A 15,506-nucleotide genomic window follows, 5' to 3' on the forward strand; every position below is an offset into this window, starting at 1 on the left:
ATTCAAAATAAATGCTTACACGACAAGAAAATTCTCGTACATTACGCGTTGCCGATCAAATACAACGTGAATTGGCAGACCTGCTGCGGCATGAAACCAAGGATCCGCGAGTTAAGAACATCACAATTACTGCGGTTGAAGTCACCCGAGATTATAGTCAAGCAAAGATTTTCTATTCCATACTGGGTGATTCCGAAGAAATTTTTCTCACACAGAACGGCCTGGAAAATGCCAAAGGTTTTCTACGCTCACAGTTATCGCATCGTATGCAGTTACGAATCACACCGCAATTAAATTTTGTTTACGATGAATCGGTGGAACGAGGTACGCGCTTATCCAAATTGATTGATGATGCTGTCGCACAAGATAAAGTTTTGCAACAAAAGAACTCTGATCAATAGTCGTTTTTCATCTAAATCCACATCTCTCCCTGAATAAAAACACTCAAGAAACCAATCCACGAAACATTAGTGGTGTTTTGTTATTGGATAAAGCATTAGGCGCTTCGTCCAACAAAGCCGTTCAATCGATCAAACGACTCTTCTTTGCCACCAAATGTGGGCATACTGGAACTTTGGATCCGATGGCCACGGGTCTATTGCCTCTCTGCCTTGGAGAAGCTACGAAATTTTCCGCCATGCTGTTGGGTGCCGATAAAACCTATCAAGCCACTTTAATACTGGGATACCTCAGCACAACCGGCGATACCGAAGGTGAAATCAGCAAAGTGATCAATGATGATTTTTGCCCCCCAACTCGACAATACTGTGATCGCATACTGACACAATTTATCGGAACGATCACCCAGATTCCTCCCATGTATAGCGCACTTAAATACCAAGGAAGACCGCTATACGCCTACGCTCGAGACGGAAAAACAGTAGAACGAAAAGCACGCCAAGTACAAATTTATCAATTACATATTGAATCATTACAAGAATATGAATTGCGTTTAACGATCCACTGCAGTACAGGAACTTATATCAGAACGCTGGCTGAAGATATTGGTAAAGCTTTAGGATATGGCGGTGCTTACTTGACACAACTTCGTCGCACTCGGATCGATTGTTTTGATATTGCTCAAGCGCAGACGTTTGCAACGTTAGAAAAATTGGATACCGTATCGCGTGACGGATGTTTATTGCCTATTGATTGTCTGTTGCAAAAATTCCAGGCCATCACATTAGATGACGCAGCGGTGCTTCATATTACACAAGGACGAATTGTTTCGGATCAACTGAAAAACGTACTACCGAAGGACACTTCTATTAGGCTTTATAATCCACAGCAGCAATTCTTGGGGTTAGGAACGGTTACTCATGATCAGAAAATCATAGCGAAACGCCTACTTGCAACTCATAAATACTCAATTATCTAGTTCGGAACATAAAATACACTGCGCCAACCATGCATAAGCCTGCCCACAAATAATCGAGTTTCAGCGGCTCCTTCAAATAAAATAGCGCAAACGGTACAAATACCGTCAAAGTGATTACTTCCTGAAGAATTTTGAGCTGCGCAATAGTGAGCACCGTAAATCCAATCCGATTGGCTGGCACTTGTATCATATATTCAAAAAACGCTATCCCCCAACTCACCAGCGCAGCAATAATCCAGGGCTTATGATTGAGTTCTTTCAAATGCGCGTACCAGGCAAACGTCATAAACACATTGCTCATAGTCAGTAAAACGATCGTTTGCCAAATCTCTTTCATTCAGATAATACGCTTTTTTTAAAAACCTAACTCCTGCCACATACCGTCGACTCTTCTTTTGACCGCTTCATCCATGGTGATGGGCTTTCCCCATTCCCGATTCGTTTCACCAGGAAGTTTATGCGTTGCATCCAACCCCATCTTTCCACCCAATCCAGAAACAGGGCTTGCGAAATCGAGATAATCGATCGGCGTATTTTCCACCAACAATGTATCGCGCACAGGATCAACGCGTGTGGTAATTGCCCAAATCACCTCTTTCCAATCACGTATATCGATATCATCATCAGTCACAATAATAAATTTGGTATACATGAATTGACGCAGGAAGCTCCAGATTCCAAACATTACACGCTTGCTATGCCCGGCATATTGCTTTTTCATACTTACCACTGCCATGCGGTAAGAACATCCTTCCGGTGGCAGATAAAAATCGACAATCTCGGGAAATTGTTTTTGCAATAATGGTACAAACACTTCGTTCAGCGCCAAACCGAGGATTGCAGGTTCATCGGGAGGCTTACCCGTGTAGGTGGAATGATAAATAGGATTGCGCCGCATGGTCATACGATCGATCGTCAAGACTGGAAACGTTTCTTGCTCGTTATAGTAACCGGTATGATCGCCATAAGGTCCCTCCAGCGCCGTTTCTCCGGGATGAATCACACCTTCGAGCACAATTTCAGCGCTGGCAGGCACTTGCAAGTCATTACCAATGCACTTAACCACTTCGGTTTTGGCGCCACGCAACAACCCAGCAAACTGGTACTCACTCAAGGTATCCGGTACCGGTGTTACAGCCCCCAATATCGTTGCTGGATCCGCTCCCAGTGCAACCGCAACGGGATAGGGTTTGCCTGGATTCATCAAGCAAAACTCGCGAAAATCCAATGCCCCGCCACGATGCGCCAACCAGCGCATGATAACTTTATTAGGAGCGATCACTTGTTGACGGTAGATACCCAAATTTTGCCGAGTTTTGTTCGGCCCTCGCGTTACGGTCAGCCCCCAAGTAATCAGTGGCGCAACGTCACCCGGCCAACAAGTTTGGATCGGAAGTTGACGCAAATCTACCTCGTCACCTTGCAGAATCACTTCTTGACAAGGCGCGTTGCTTAATTCTTTGGGCGCCATATTCAGCACTTGCTTTAATAGCGGTAGCTTATCCCATGCATCTTTCAATCCTTTGGGTGGGTCTGGTTCTTTTAGGTACGCCAACAATCGACCGACTTCGCGCAGCGCTTCTACCGATTCCTGTCCCATTCCCAAAGCCACTCGCTTAGGCGTGCCGAATAAATTACCGAGTACCGGTATGTCATAACCTTTCGGGTGTTCAAATAATACGGCAGGTCCCTGTGCTTTGAGCAAGCGATCACAGATCTCGGTCATTTCCAATATAGGATCGACTTCGGCTTGGATACGTTTAAGTTCTCCCGTGGATTCCAATTGCGCAATAAAGTCACGCAAATCTTGATATTGCATATAGGATGCCTTGTTTGATTAAGTATGCGGAAAAACCAGGAAATCGATTGCAATACCTAAGAACACAACCATTCCCACCCAATTGTTATGCAAAAATGCTTTGAAACATAACGCACGATCGTGATGGCGAATGAGCATATATTGATAAACCATCAAACCAATTGCTATCATGAGTCCTACGTAATAAACCAAACTCATTTGTTGCAATCGCCCAACCACTATCATCAAGGCGATAAAGCTCGCATGGCATAACATGACACCCAACACATCATAGCGCCCGAAAGTAATGGCTGATGTGTGAATGCCAATTTTCAAATCGTCCGGTTTATCGACCATTGCATACGCGGTATCGTAAGCAATCACCCAAAACAAGTTGGCGAGTAATAAAACCCACACGATCACTGGCAAGCTATTCGTCTGAGCCGCAAACGCCATAGGGATTCCAAAACTAAATGCAACGCCTAGATATGCCTGCGGTATGGCAAGAAAACGCTTGGTAAACGGATATGTCCCGGCCAAGAATAATGCCGGAACGGATAATAATATCGTCAATTGATTCAAGGGTAGAATCAATATAAAGGCACATATGCTCAAGCCAGAAGCAAGTACGATGGCTTCTCGAGAACTCACCTTCCCTACTGCCATGGGACGATGCTTGGTACGATCAACGTGTGGATCGATGTGACGATCTGCAAAATCGTTGATCACGCAACCGGCCGAGCGCATCAAAACCGTACCTGCGATAAAAATAAACAAGATATGCCAATCGGGTACACCTTGCGCGGCGAACCACAATCCCCATAACATTGGCCATAATAGCAATAGAATACCAATCGGCTTATCAAGCCGCATCAATTGCGCGTAGATTTTAATTCGATCTGAAAAATTCATATTGGCAAATTTAGAATGCTTGGCAAGAATACTTCCGTCACTAAGATTGACTGCCCATTTAGGGTAAATAGCGAACGCCGCGCCCACAAACTAGCGGGCTTGATAGGCAGTGACACACAAGCCCGGTCATACAGAAAATGTCCTTGCTTAACTTTCTTGAACTCCAGAGGGGTACGCTTAACTCGTGGATTATTGAATAACATCGTACCTAGCGATTTATTACCTAGTCCATTTAGCCCGCGCCATACACCTCGTAAGTTTCGACGTGTTACGGTCGAATGCGCAAAAACCACCGGTGTTTCACCGCAATATAGAAACACTTCACGCACCATCACTAGCTCATCAGAACGAGCACCCATGACACGCAATTCATCGCCATAAATTCTGCTAAATGCTTGAAATATCGGCTTAACAAAAAATTGCTCACAACAATCTTGAATGCGTCGCGTCAACGAACCTCGATCTTGCAACCAATACCTCTGGCGGTAACAAACCGACACCAAAGTCGTATGCCATGTCTGCGAGTGTGTGCTACTCATAGCCATGAAAATTGTTCAACGAAATCGCACCCATTACACGTACAGAAGTTCCTACCGAGTGATTATTAGAATAATGCACAGAATTATACAATAGTTAATAATATGGCAAGTTAGGCGGTTCATATATCTTACTTATGAAATCTAGATTTCTGCTGGCTGCCATTTTCCATTTCGCTACGATTTTGGAATTGATCCCGTATCCTTGCACCTAAATGTTCAGTCTCTCTTGACCATATTTATCGCTCGATCACTGCTGAAGATTCTTGCGATGCGATTAAGATTCTACAATCCTAGAAATCCACCGGATTGGTGGCTCCATAGCTGCGCATACAGTTGATTATTAGCAATGAGCTTGGCGTGGCTACCCTGCTCTACAATTCGACCTTTATCGAACACGATCAATCGATCCATTGCAGCAATAGTAGACAAACGATGTGCGATAGCAATAACCGTTTTACCTTCCATTAATTGGTATAAGCTGTGCTGAATACCCGCTTCGACCTCCGAATCCAGGGCTGATGTCGCTTCATCCAGTACCAAAATAAGCGCATTTTTTAACAATACGCGAGCAATGGCAATCCGCTGCCGCTGACCTCCTGAAAGCGTGACGCCGCGCTCACCAACGTGCGCATCATAGCCCGTACGGCCTTTAATATCTCTCAATGTCAGAATAAATTCATGCGCTTGCGCTTGTTTTGCAGCAGTAATCATTTGCGCATCAGTGGCATCGGGTCTGCCAAACAAAATATTATCGCGAACGGAGCGATGCAGCAGAGATGTGTCTTGCGTCACCATGGCAATATTGGCGCGCAAGCTATCTTGCGTCACGGCGCGAATATCTTCCCCATCGATGGTAATATTGCCATGCTGCACGTCGTAAAACCGCAGTAGTAAATTGACAAATGTTGATTTGCCGGCCCCTGACCGACCAACAATGCCAACTTTCTCACCCGCGACAATATGCAAATCGAGATTGTCAAAAATTTGCGCTGAATACTGCGCATTGGAATGATAAGCAAAGCCCACATGATTAAAGCTAATCGCACCATCTTGAATGTGCAAGTCTTTGGCATCAGGGCTATCAACGACTTGCTGTGGCTTGGATAGTGTATTGATACCATCTTGAACAGTACCGATGTTTTCAAATAACGCATTGACTTCCCACATCACCCAATGCGATAAGCCCGTTAAGCGAATGGCTAAACTCATGACAATGGCAATTGCACCCGGCCCGATATCGCCTTGCAGCCACAAATGAATACCCATTGCGCCCGTAACAAATACCAAAAGCATATTAATAATCCAAACACAAACGTTAAGCCCAGTCGACAACCGCATCTGTGGATGAACCGTTGCCATAAATTCCTCCATGCCGGCCTTAACATATGCCGATTCACGTTGGCTCTGGGAAAAAAGTTTCAGTGTCAAAATATTGGTATAGCTATCGACGATACGTCCGGTCATGATCGATCGCGCATCTGCCTGCAATGTAGAAACATGCTTAAGACGCGGCACAAAATAACTCAAAATAGCGATGTATAAAATCAACCAAGCCAGCAAAGGTAAACACAATATTAAATTGGCATTGATAATTAAGGTGAACGTAGTAACCAAATAAACCGAAACAAACAGCATGACATCCAATAGCTTCAATACTGTTTCGCGGACTGCCAGCGCGGTTTGCATGATTTTTGTCGCAATACGTCCGCTGAATTCGTGCTGAAAAAAAGTATAACTTTGTCCTAACAAATAACGGTGCGATAGCCAACGCACTCGCATCGGAAAATTACCCATCAATGTTTGATGAATCACAGCAGAGTGCAATAACACCAATGTCGGAATTACCAATAACACGAAAACCGACATGATCAGCAGGACTACCCATTCCCTAGCAAAAAAATCGACGGTATTTTTCTCTGCCAACCAATCCACTAATTGGCCAAGCACACTGTATAGCATCGCTTCACTGATAGCCAAAAGCGTAGTTAATACTGCGAGTATGGCTAAATGAACTTCAATACCGCGAACGTAATGGCGACAAAACTGATAAACCCCTTTAGGTGGCTCTACTGGATGCTGCGGCGGATAAGGATCAATGAGTCGTTCAAAAAACCCAAACATAGATCAACTGCTAGTAAGTTGCTCAAATATTCTGAAACCAGCGACATAAGTACCGATGGCAGAACCTAAAGTCGACAAGATAAAAGCCAATAATGTACGGGTAACACGATTATGCCACCAGCCCTTTGGCGTCGTAGCATCAGTTCTAAGTCGATTGAAATCTTCGACTTTCGGTTTCCGTAGATAAACTTCAACGGCTGCAACCACCATACCTGCACCGATGGTCGGGTTTAACGAAGTGATAGGCGCCGCAAGAAAAGCAGTTAAAATAGAGAGCGGATGCGCAAACGCAATCGCTGCACCGAGCGCAGAAAGCCCTCCATTGATGACAATCCAATCGATCAGCATGGCCGTGCCGATATCCGGACTGCGGGAAAAACCAATCACAAAATCCGTGACGATCAGTGCCACAATGACCCATGGAATAATTTTTAACCATTTCGAAGACTTAGGAATCGTGTCAAGTGTTGCAATAGTAACATCTGGATCGTTAACCGATTGTTCCACCAATTGCTTCGCCATTCCAGGTAAATGCCCGGCGCCCACAACCGCGAGAATATGCTGATAATTATTTTCTTGGCACTCTTTAACCAGTCGCGCCGACATATATTCATCCCGTTCACCGATCAATGGGCGAAATAAATCATGCTCATTTTCTGCAAATTGTGAAAAAGAACTTTCTAGCACATCGCCCTGCTTTAATTTTTCAATTTCTTCAGCACTGACCTTTTCATTACTGATCACGCTAGCAAGCAAACCTGCAAATAAATTAAACCGCTTCCACCAAGGTACATTGTGGTAAATCCGCTTCATAGTAGTACCAATCTCACGGTCAATCAGCATTACAGGTAAATGTGCCGCTTGAGCGTTTTTAATCGCAACGCGCATTTCAGCGCCCGGCTCTATGTCGAATTGCTCCGCCATCCGTTGCTGAAAAGCACTCAACGCCAAATTGGCTGCAACCATGCTGGCTTGACCTTTTTTAATCACCTCAAACAAATCCATTTTGGCAATTGCGTCCGGATTAACGATCACCTTGTATCGACTCGGACATAACTCAACGGCCACCGCATCATACTTCCCCGTAGCAATCAGCTCTTCAACTTTATCGGCGCTAGCCTTGGAAACATGTGCCGTTCCCAGTAACGTTACGGTACTGTTATTAACTTTAAGCGTTTTAATGGGTTCATCAGCAAGTAACCCATCGGTATTTGGCACGGAAGAATTATTCATCAGTAGTTGGGGTGTTTATAAAACTTAGGAAGTTAAGCTATATAAGATAGCGCTCAATCTCGTTTATAGATGTAACAAAAATAGAATTCTAAAACTATAAAAATCGTACCACAATTCACCAATGACATGACAATTTTGCATCCACTCATCCCGTATTACCGAGTAATCAGCAATAGAGTCTGTAAATAGTGAAACGCAAAGTCAAACCGTAACAAATGCTGGATCATGGGCTGTAGCGTCTAAAGACAATCATCCAGCGGCAAGAGCATATGCTACAAGAAACAACGCATTCCTTCTTTCTGTAGCTGTACGTACATCTCACCGGTATAACATGGGACTAAACAGCTAAGATTATGGTCTTTATGAAATAAGAGACGAGGTTTTGTCGAGAATTACAAAATACCGACAGAATCTAAAATTTTTAGATAATCACAATAAAACCAGATTATTCCGATGTATCAATTCCGGCTCCGCTACGTATCCTAATATATTTTCGATTTCATGCGTAGTTGTTTTTAAGATTCGCTGTGTTTCCATGGCATTGTAGTTGATCAATCCACGGGCTATTTCCTTACCCTCTTCATTCAGACAGACCACCGCTTCACCGCGCTCGAAATTTCCTTCGACTTGCGTGACACCGATTGGTAATAAACTTTTTCCATCAAGAATCAGCGCATTCGCTGCACCTTGATCGAGCCGCACACTACCACGAACCTGCAAATAGTCGGCAAGCCACTGCTTACGCGCTGCCAACACCGGAATTTTGGCTTGCAAATGTGTACCGATCACTTCACCCTGACTGAGGCGAATGAGTACGTTTTCTTCATGCCCAGAAGCAATCAAAGTATCTGCACCGCTGCGTGCTGCGCGCTTGGCGGCAATCACCTTACTTTGCATACCGCCGCGGCTGATATTACTACCCACCCCTCCCGCCATTTTCTCCAATAGCGGATCCCCAGCAGTGGCTTGATACAATAACTGTGCATCTGGGTTTTTACGTGGATCGCTGGTATATAGCCCAGCCTGATCGGTGAGAATGACCAAAATATCAGCCTCAATTAGATTAGTCACTAAAGCGGCGAGTGTATCATTATCGCCAAAGCGGATTTCATCTGTGGCAACAGTATCATTTTCGTTGATAATTGGAATGATATTAAGTTTTAGCAACGTCGTCAGCGTTGAACGGGCGTTAAGATAACGCTTCCGATTGGATAAATCTTCGTGCGTCAGCAATACTTGAGCTGTTTGCAATCCATAATGAGAAAAAACCGAAGCATATGCTTGTGCCAAACCCATTTGCCCTACTGCCGCTGCGGCTTGCAATTCATACAATGCAGTCGGTCGGCTATCCCAACTAAGACGCTGCATACCCTCCGCAATTGCACCAGAGGAAACCAAAATAATTTCTTTAGCTTGATGTTTAAGTGTAGCAATTTGCCCAGCCCATTCCTCCAATGCTACATGGTTAAGTCCTTTTCCTTGATTGGTAACTAAGCTACTGCCTACTTTAATCACAATACGGCGTGCCTGCTTCAGCATACGTCATCCCCTTGATTGAGATTATCAAGAGCAGTTTCGGTGTTCGCTATCGGTGCAAGTTGTTCGGGCGTTAATACGTTTTGTTCTAAATACTCCATAATGGCATATGTCAGTTGTTTACAGCCTTCTCCTGTAAGGGCCGATATCATAAAATAGTTTTCTTTCCAGCCCAATGCTCGAACAAATTCTTCGCAAGCTTCAGCTTGCTTCTGCAGAGGTAGCATATCGATCTTATTCAGTACCAACCAACGCGGTTTTCGATACAGCAATTCATCATATTTTTGCAGTTCCTTAACCAGCGCATGCGCTTCATGAACAAGATCGGTATCTTGATTTATTGGTGCCATGTCAATGACATGCAACAACAATCGAGTTCTCGATAAATGCTTCAAAAAACGATGCCCCAAACCAACACCCTCGGCCGCACCTTCAATTAATCCGGGAATATCGGCCATTACAAAGCTACGGTTGGCATCGATGCGTATGACCCCTAAATTAGGTTCCAATGTCGTAAAGGGATAGTCCGCGACCTTCGGACGAGCCGCCGAGACAGCGCGAATTAATGTAGACTTACCCGCATTGGGCATACCCAATAAACCTACATCGGCTAATACCTTTAATTCAAGTTTCAGTTCAAATTCTTCGCCCAGTTCACCGTAAGTAAACTGGCGCGGTGCACGGTTGGTGCTTGATTTAAAGTGAAGATTGCCTGCTCCCCCGACTCCACCTTTGGCAAGCAACACCTTCTGCTGATCCTGTACTAAATCTGCAACAATCTCTTCAGTATTCAGATACTTGATCAGTGTTCCAACCGGCATGCGCAATACGATATCTTCAGCACTGCGACCATAGCGATCAGATCCCTGTCCGTTCTGACCGTTCTTGGCACGGTGGATACGTGCAAAACGATAATCAATCAAGGTATTAATGTTGCGATCAGCGATTGCATAAATACTTCCACCACGACCACCATCACCGCCATCTGGACCTCCACGGGGAATATATTTTTCCCGACGAAAACTCGCTACGCCATTACCACCTTTACCCGCAAGCACCTGGATGACCGCTTCATCAATGAATTTCATAACAATCAATTTATTCCTGAATACATACGGTTATACCACTTTCCAGTTACAAATAAAAAGCCCCATCGTTTTAAGATAGGGCTTCATGAGATAGAAGGTTAATTCTTTATACTGGTAATATACTGACCGTTTTACGCTTAAGCGCGCCTTTAACAGCAAAACTGACCTTTCCGGTAATCTTTGCAAATAAGGTATGATCTTTTCCCATCCCAACATTTTCACCTGCATGAACTTGCGTACCACGTTGCCTAACGATAATCGAGCCGGCAGGAATTAATTCGCCGCCATAACGTTTTACACCGAGCCGCTTAGAATGTGAATCACGACCATTTCTTGAACTTCCGCCTGCTTTTTTATGTGCCATTTATTTTACTCCTACTCCTAAGCCGAGATGCCAGTAATCTGAATTTCGGTATAGTATTGTCTATGTCCTTGGTGTTTCTGATAATGTTTACGGCGACGCATTTTGAAGATGCGAATTTTATCATGGCGACCTTGTGACAAAACGGTTGCATTCACCTTTGCACCGCTAACCAGTGGATTGCCAACAGATACTTGATCGTTATTCGCAACCATCAACACTTGGTCAATGACTAATTCATTTCCTGCTTCAACGCACAGCTTTTCAACTTTGAGCTTCTCGCCCACTTGAACTCGGTACTGCTTGCCACCGGTTTTTATTACCGCATACATAGTATAAACTCCAAATCCACATACAACAAAACGCGCTATTATAACGATTTACCGACTGTTTGTGCATAAAAATATACCGTGTTATTCATTTATATTCATGCTGCAACCCTTCTTTCTCTCTTTTATGCTTGACACTAAGCCATCGTCATTTCTAACATAGCGCTTTCTTTAAGGTCACATTGTGTCAATCGAATACATAAAAAGTTTCATCGCTCGGGATATGGATATCGTTGATGGCGTTATCCGAGAAAAACTCCACTCTCATGTTGCTCTCATCCGTCAGGTTAGCGAATATATTATTAACAGCGGAGGTAAGCGTTTACGACCAGCGTTAGTCATTTTGTCAGCAGGCGCTTTTGGTTATTCCGGAAAGTTTCATTACAATCTTGCAGCCATTATTGAATTTATTCATACCGCCACGTTGCTACACGATGATGTAGTAGACGAATCTCAACTGCGCCGCAATCAAGAAACTGCCAACGCTTTGTTCGGCAATGCTGCCAGCGTGTTAGTTGGAGATTTTCTTTATTCAAGAGCGTTCCAAATGATGGTAGAAATCGATAATATGCGAGTCATGCAAGTTCTAGCAGACGCCACGAACACCATCGCCGAAGGCGAAGTTTTGCAACTTCTCAATTGTCGCGATCCTAATGTTACAGAAGAGAGTTATTTACAGGTTATTCGCTACAAGACTGCCAAGCTTTTTGAAGCAGCCAGCTACCTTGGCGCAATATTAGGCAATGTATCTGACAAAGAAGAAGAAGCGATGGCGGTATATGGCATGCATTTGGGAACGGCATTTCAATTGATTGATGACATTCTCGACTATTCTGGAAATAACAATGACATCGGTAAGAATCTCGGTGACGATCTTGCTGAAGGAAAACCGACATTGCCGCTGATATACGCAATGAAGACTGGCACACAACGCCAAGCTGATATTATTCGAAAAGCAATAGAAGATGGCGGACAAGACGGTTTCCAACCCATCCTGGACATTATCCAGCAAACAGCTGCTTTGAATTATGCCAGAAATTGCGCTGAGTCGGAGGCCAAAGCAGCAATTGCAGCTATTCAATTTTTACCAGAATCCGAGAATAAAAAATGCCTGCTCGATTTGGCAGATTTTGCAATTACTCGTAATTATTAAATTTAATTGATTATTGCAGCACCATCAATATTTTCTCGACAGAAAATAGATTCAAGGGTTGTAGTAGATCGGGTTAAAACTGAGTTCAGTTTTTCAATATTTCTTAACTGTTGTGTTTAGGTATTCCACAGCATCTTCTTCAAACATGTTTAGCGAAATTCCAGAAGTTTTCAATGCCATTACTAGTGATTCTTATTTTGTGTAAACAGCGTGAAGGTGATTAATTCGCTCATGGTTGCAGCAGTCCGATAAAACCGGACGCTTTATTAAGTTCTTTTTCAAATTATATTGGTGTCACATCACAAGTTTATTACTCCTGAAGATGAATTCTTAAACAGATTTGGATAATGACTTACCATGACCACTAATCAAATAATCCTCCGACTGCATTTCCATTAATCGTGAAATCACGCGTTCAAATTCAAAACCAATGTTGCCTGAACAATACAATTGTTGAGGTGGCGCCACAGCGGAACATAGAAATTTGACGTTATGCTCATATAATGCATCAATAAAGTGCATAAAACGAATGGCCTCGCTAGTGTTTTCATCCGTAAACTGCGGGATCGCAACCATAATGACAGTATGATAAGTTTTTGCAATGGCAAGATATTCCGCAGCACCCAGAGGACTCGCACAAAGGCGCTTGAAAGAAAATACGGCTACGCCACGTGCCGATTTGGGAACAAATAATTTACGTCCTTGAACAACCAATTCACCACTTGGTACTTTGTCGCGATCCGCGATATCGCGATCTGTCAATCGAAAAAAAATGGTCGATAGTTTCGCTGTTGTTTCTTCATTCACTGGATGGAAATAGGTTTCGACGCCTTTCAAACGATCATAACGATAATCTACCGGACCATTTAACGGAATAATCTCCATTCTTTCTTTGATGCGATCAATGAAGGGCGTGAAATGATGCCGATTTAAGCCATCTTTATAAAGATCATCTGGCGCTCGGTTGGATGTGGAGACAACTATCAGACCTCGATTAAATAACTCTTGAAAAAGACGTGCAACCACCATTGCATCGGCAATATCGGTAACCTGTAGTTCATCGAAACACAGCAGTGTGGTTGTACTGATTATTTGGTGTGCAATAGCGGGCATCGGATCATCAAAATCAACTTTTTTATCAAAAACAATATTCTTTAAAGCCAGCTTGCGCTGCTGCATCGAAAGGCTATGCCAGCTTCTTAAACGCTCATGAATATCCAGCATGAATTCCTGAAAATGTACACGTCGTTTGGTAGATAACGGTGCAGTTTCATAAAACAAATCCATTAGCATAGATTTTCCACGACCAACGCCACCGAATAGATAAACGCCTTTAGGAGAGCTTGAAACACTGTCCGTGTGAGAAAATAAGCGCGATAGCCAACCGCCGCTTTGCGCATTGGGAGGGGAATACTGATTTAACGCTTGATGCAGATGCTCCAAGGCATCGACTGCCCTGGCTTGATCTGGATCAGGTTTGAGTTCACCATCCCGCATTAATGCAAGATACTCAGCATGGGGGGTATGTTCTTTATCGATAGCCATCGACTAATCCGAGAGAGGATAATGGCAAATCATTTGCAATTTATGCATATATCTCGCTTTTGATATCGTATTTTCATTCTACTTTACAGATTATTCGAAAAATTAGAGTTTCCGTTTCAATTCCGGATAGAAAGCAATCCAATCGCACCTGTTTCTTCCTTACTGCATATTCTTGTCAGATAGATTGTACAATCACTCGTTTTCAAGTAACTGAAGCTATACTTGAACAATTCTATTGCCAGCCACTTACTCTCCCGCTCACACCTACAAAATAGAAGACTCCTAATTGTATGAAAGTACCTTCAGAAGCATTCAGCGCACGACAAGACCATATCTCACTGTAATTCCTTGCAAAATATGTCGCACACTTTTTTATGTAATCACATTCTACCTGAGATGGAGCGTAAAAATTACTGGCATTGTCGGGCGGTTATCGCGGGTCTGAAGCGAGTTGAACGGATTTGAAACAGCGCGGCCTTGAATGTGCGCCCGAACTGGCGGTTGGTGACGGTGTCTTGGAATTGTGGAAAGCTATTCCAAATGCTTGCCTCAGACCGATCAACAGTGTTGTTGGATGACTGGTTGAAGTACTATAACGGGAAATGTACTCACCAAGGAAAAATCTGCTGCGAGCGCACGCCAATGCAAACTTAATTGACGCAAAAGAGGTATGGGACGATAAAATCACCTCATTGAATAGCTAAACTTGATCTAACAGGTACATCATCAAATCGGGGATTGCCAGATCGGGTCTGAATTACCACAATTTAATAGCTTTTCTGAGAGACGTATTAGTCAGGATATCTACAATCGCCCACACATCTAATCCTAAAACCATTAAACCAAACAATCCTCCGATCTGATCCATTTTGTGACTCCAATAGCTTTCCGTAATGTCTTCTACCTAACTTTAGAGCTAAAAAACTAATCTGCGGCTTTCCCTTATAATCGTTTCAGTAATGGCTTTCACTTAGCTATTACTATTATTTACTGCCTGTTATTTTAGCGACAATATAGCCAACGAAAAAAGCAATAGCGACACTGGTAACAGGATTTTTCCTCACGCGAGCACTAATTTCTTCCAAGCCATCGTCCGCAGCTTGTTGTGTATCACGTATTTTATCGGTTGCTTTTTCGCTGTAATGCTCAAATTCTCTTTCAATTTTATCGCCAATATGTTCAATACCTTTTTCACTGATCCTTTTAATATCTTCCATTAACTCGCTGACTTGAGCTTTAAGTATTGCAAGATCTTGTTTTAACTCTGCTTCAGTTTTGAGTTCCTTAAGATCTTTTAAGTTGCTTGGATTGGGTGTAGCTTTTTCCTGAGCCATGGAAATCTCCTATAAGTATGATAGTAATGGAATGCACTAAATGATAGAAACTACATATAACTGCACTATAGCGTCGGGTCAGTTATATCAGAACAAAAGAAGAAACTCTATGATTAATATTGGATACAAAATAGTCATTGCGCTAGATTTTTTTACTTGAAGCGAACTTATAAAAAGAT

15 protein-coding genes are annotated in these 15,506 nt (G+C 43.2%); 3 read left to right on the top strand and 12 right to left on the bottom strand.

The genetic code is table 11. The annotated features are described in order from the left end of the window. Window positions 1-11 precede the first annotated feature (11 nt). A complete protein-coding gene (gene rbfA, locus W03_RS07695; protein WP_244072415.1) occupies window positions 12-401 on the top strand; it encodes a 30S ribosome-binding factor RbfA in 390 nt (129 codons plus the stop codon). A 65-nt stretch (window positions 402-466) separates the two neighbouring features. After that, window positions 467-1,378, top strand: a complete 912-nt coding sequence (gene truB, locus W03_RS07700) for a tRNA pseudouridine(55) synthase TruB (protein ID WP_309296109.1) — start codon at window positions 467-469, stop codon at window positions 1,376-1,378. Here the strand turns inward: truB and W03_RS07705 are convergent. From W03_RS07705 to rplU, 10 genes are all read right to left on the bottom strand, one after another. After that, window positions 1,371-1,715: a DMT family protein gene (locus W03_RS07705; RefSeq protein WP_244072417.1), complete on the bottom strand. Its 345-nt coding sequence runs from the start codon at window positions 1,713-1,715 to the stop codon at window positions 1,371-1,373. The genes truB and W03_RS07705 overlap by 8 nt on opposite strands. 18 nt (window positions 1,716-1,733) lie before the next feature. Next, window positions 1,734-3,197, bottom strand: a complete 1,464-nt coding sequence (gene ubiD / locus W03_RS07710; RefSeq protein ID WP_244072418.1) for a 4-hydroxy-3-polyprenylbenzoate decarboxylase — start codon at window positions 3,195-3,197, stop codon at window positions 1,734-1,736. A gap of 18 nt (window positions 3,198-3,215) precedes the next feature. Continuing rightward, a complete protein-coding gene (ubiA, locus tag W03_RS07715; protein ID WP_244072419.1) occupies window positions 3,216-4,088 on the bottom strand; it encodes a 4-hydroxybenzoate octaprenyltransferase in 873 nt (290 codons plus the stop codon). After that, window positions 4,085-4,627 carry a chorismate lyase gene (locus W03_RS07720; protein ID WP_244073714.1) on the bottom strand — a complete coding sequence of 181 codons (543 nt, stop codon included), beginning with the start codon at window positions 4,625-4,627 and terminating at the stop codon, window positions 4,085-4,087. The genes ubiA and W03_RS07720 overlap by 4 nt, the downstream gene beginning before the upstream one ends. Window positions 4,628-4,909: 282 nt before the next feature. Further along, on the bottom strand, window positions 4,910-6,748 hold the full coding sequence (locus W03_RS07725; RefSeq protein WP_244072420.1) for an ABC transporter ATP-binding protein: 1,839 nt from the start codon (window positions 6,746-6,748) through the stop codon (window positions 4,910-4,912). 3 nt (window positions 6,749-6,751) lie between these two features. Further along, on the bottom strand, window positions 6,752-7,981 hold the full coding sequence (locus W03_RS07730) for a TraB/GumN family protein (RefSeq protein ID WP_244072421.1): 1,230 nt from the start codon (window positions 7,979-7,981) through the stop codon (window positions 6,752-6,754). A gap of 429 nt (window positions 7,982-8,410) precedes the next feature. Further along, the gene (gene proB, locus W03_RS07735) at window positions 8,411-9,520 is read right to left on the bottom strand and encodes a glutamate 5-kinase (protein WP_244072422.1); all 1,110 of its coding nucleotides are present in this window, start codon (window positions 9,518-9,520) and stop codon (window positions 8,411-8,413) included. Then, window positions 9,514-10,605: an Obg family GTPase CgtA gene (gene cgtA / locus W03_RS07740; protein ID WP_244072423.1), complete on the bottom strand. Its 1,092-nt coding sequence runs from the start codon at window positions 10,603-10,605 to the stop codon at window positions 9,514-9,516. The genes proB and cgtA overlap by 7 nt, the downstream gene beginning before the upstream one ends. A gap of 106 nt (window positions 10,606-10,711) precedes the next feature. Next, window positions 10,712-10,969: a 50S ribosomal protein L27 gene (gene rpmA / locus W03_RS07745; protein ID WP_244072424.1), complete on the bottom strand. Its 258-nt coding sequence runs from the start codon at window positions 10,967-10,969 to the stop codon at window positions 10,712-10,714. A gap of 17 nt (window positions 10,970-10,986) precedes the next feature. Beyond that, window positions 10,987-11,298: a 50S ribosomal protein L21 gene (gene rplU, locus W03_RS07750; protein ID WP_244072425.1), complete on the bottom strand. Its 312-nt coding sequence runs from the start codon at window positions 11,296-11,298 to the stop codon at window positions 10,987-10,989. Between the two features lie 181 nt (window positions 11,299-11,479). Here rplU and ispB point away from each other — a divergent pair, with 181 nt between their 5' ends. Further along, window positions 11,480-12,448: an octaprenyl diphosphate synthase gene (gene ispB / locus W03_RS07755; protein WP_244072426.1), complete on the top strand. Its 969-nt coding sequence runs from the start codon at window positions 11,480-11,482 to the stop codon at window positions 12,446-12,448. Window positions 12,449-12,778: 330 nt separating this feature from the next. On the opposite strand, the gene zapE is transcribed toward ispB, so the two are convergent. Together zapE and W03_RS07765 are read right to left on the bottom strand one after the other, a co-directional pair. Continuing rightward, complete coding sequence (zapE, locus tag W03_RS07760; RefSeq protein ID WP_244072427.1) at window positions 12,779-13,993, bottom strand: cell division protein ZapE; 1,215 nt, start codon at window positions 13,991-13,993, stop codon at window positions 12,779-12,781. Window positions 13,994-14,976: 983 nt separating this feature from the next. After that, the gene (locus W03_RS07765; RefSeq protein ID WP_244072428.1) at window positions 14,977-15,327 is read right to left on the bottom strand and encodes a YqjD family protein; all 351 of its coding nucleotides are present in this window, start codon (window positions 15,325-15,327) and stop codon (window positions 14,977-14,979) included. Between the last annotated feature and the right edge of the window lie 179 nt (window positions 15,328-15,506).

It is taken from the genome of Nitrosomonas sp. PY1 (assembly GCF_022836435.1).
Lineage (GTDB): Bacteria > Pseudomonadota > Gammaproteobacteria > Burkholderiales > Nitrosomonadaceae > Nitrosomonas.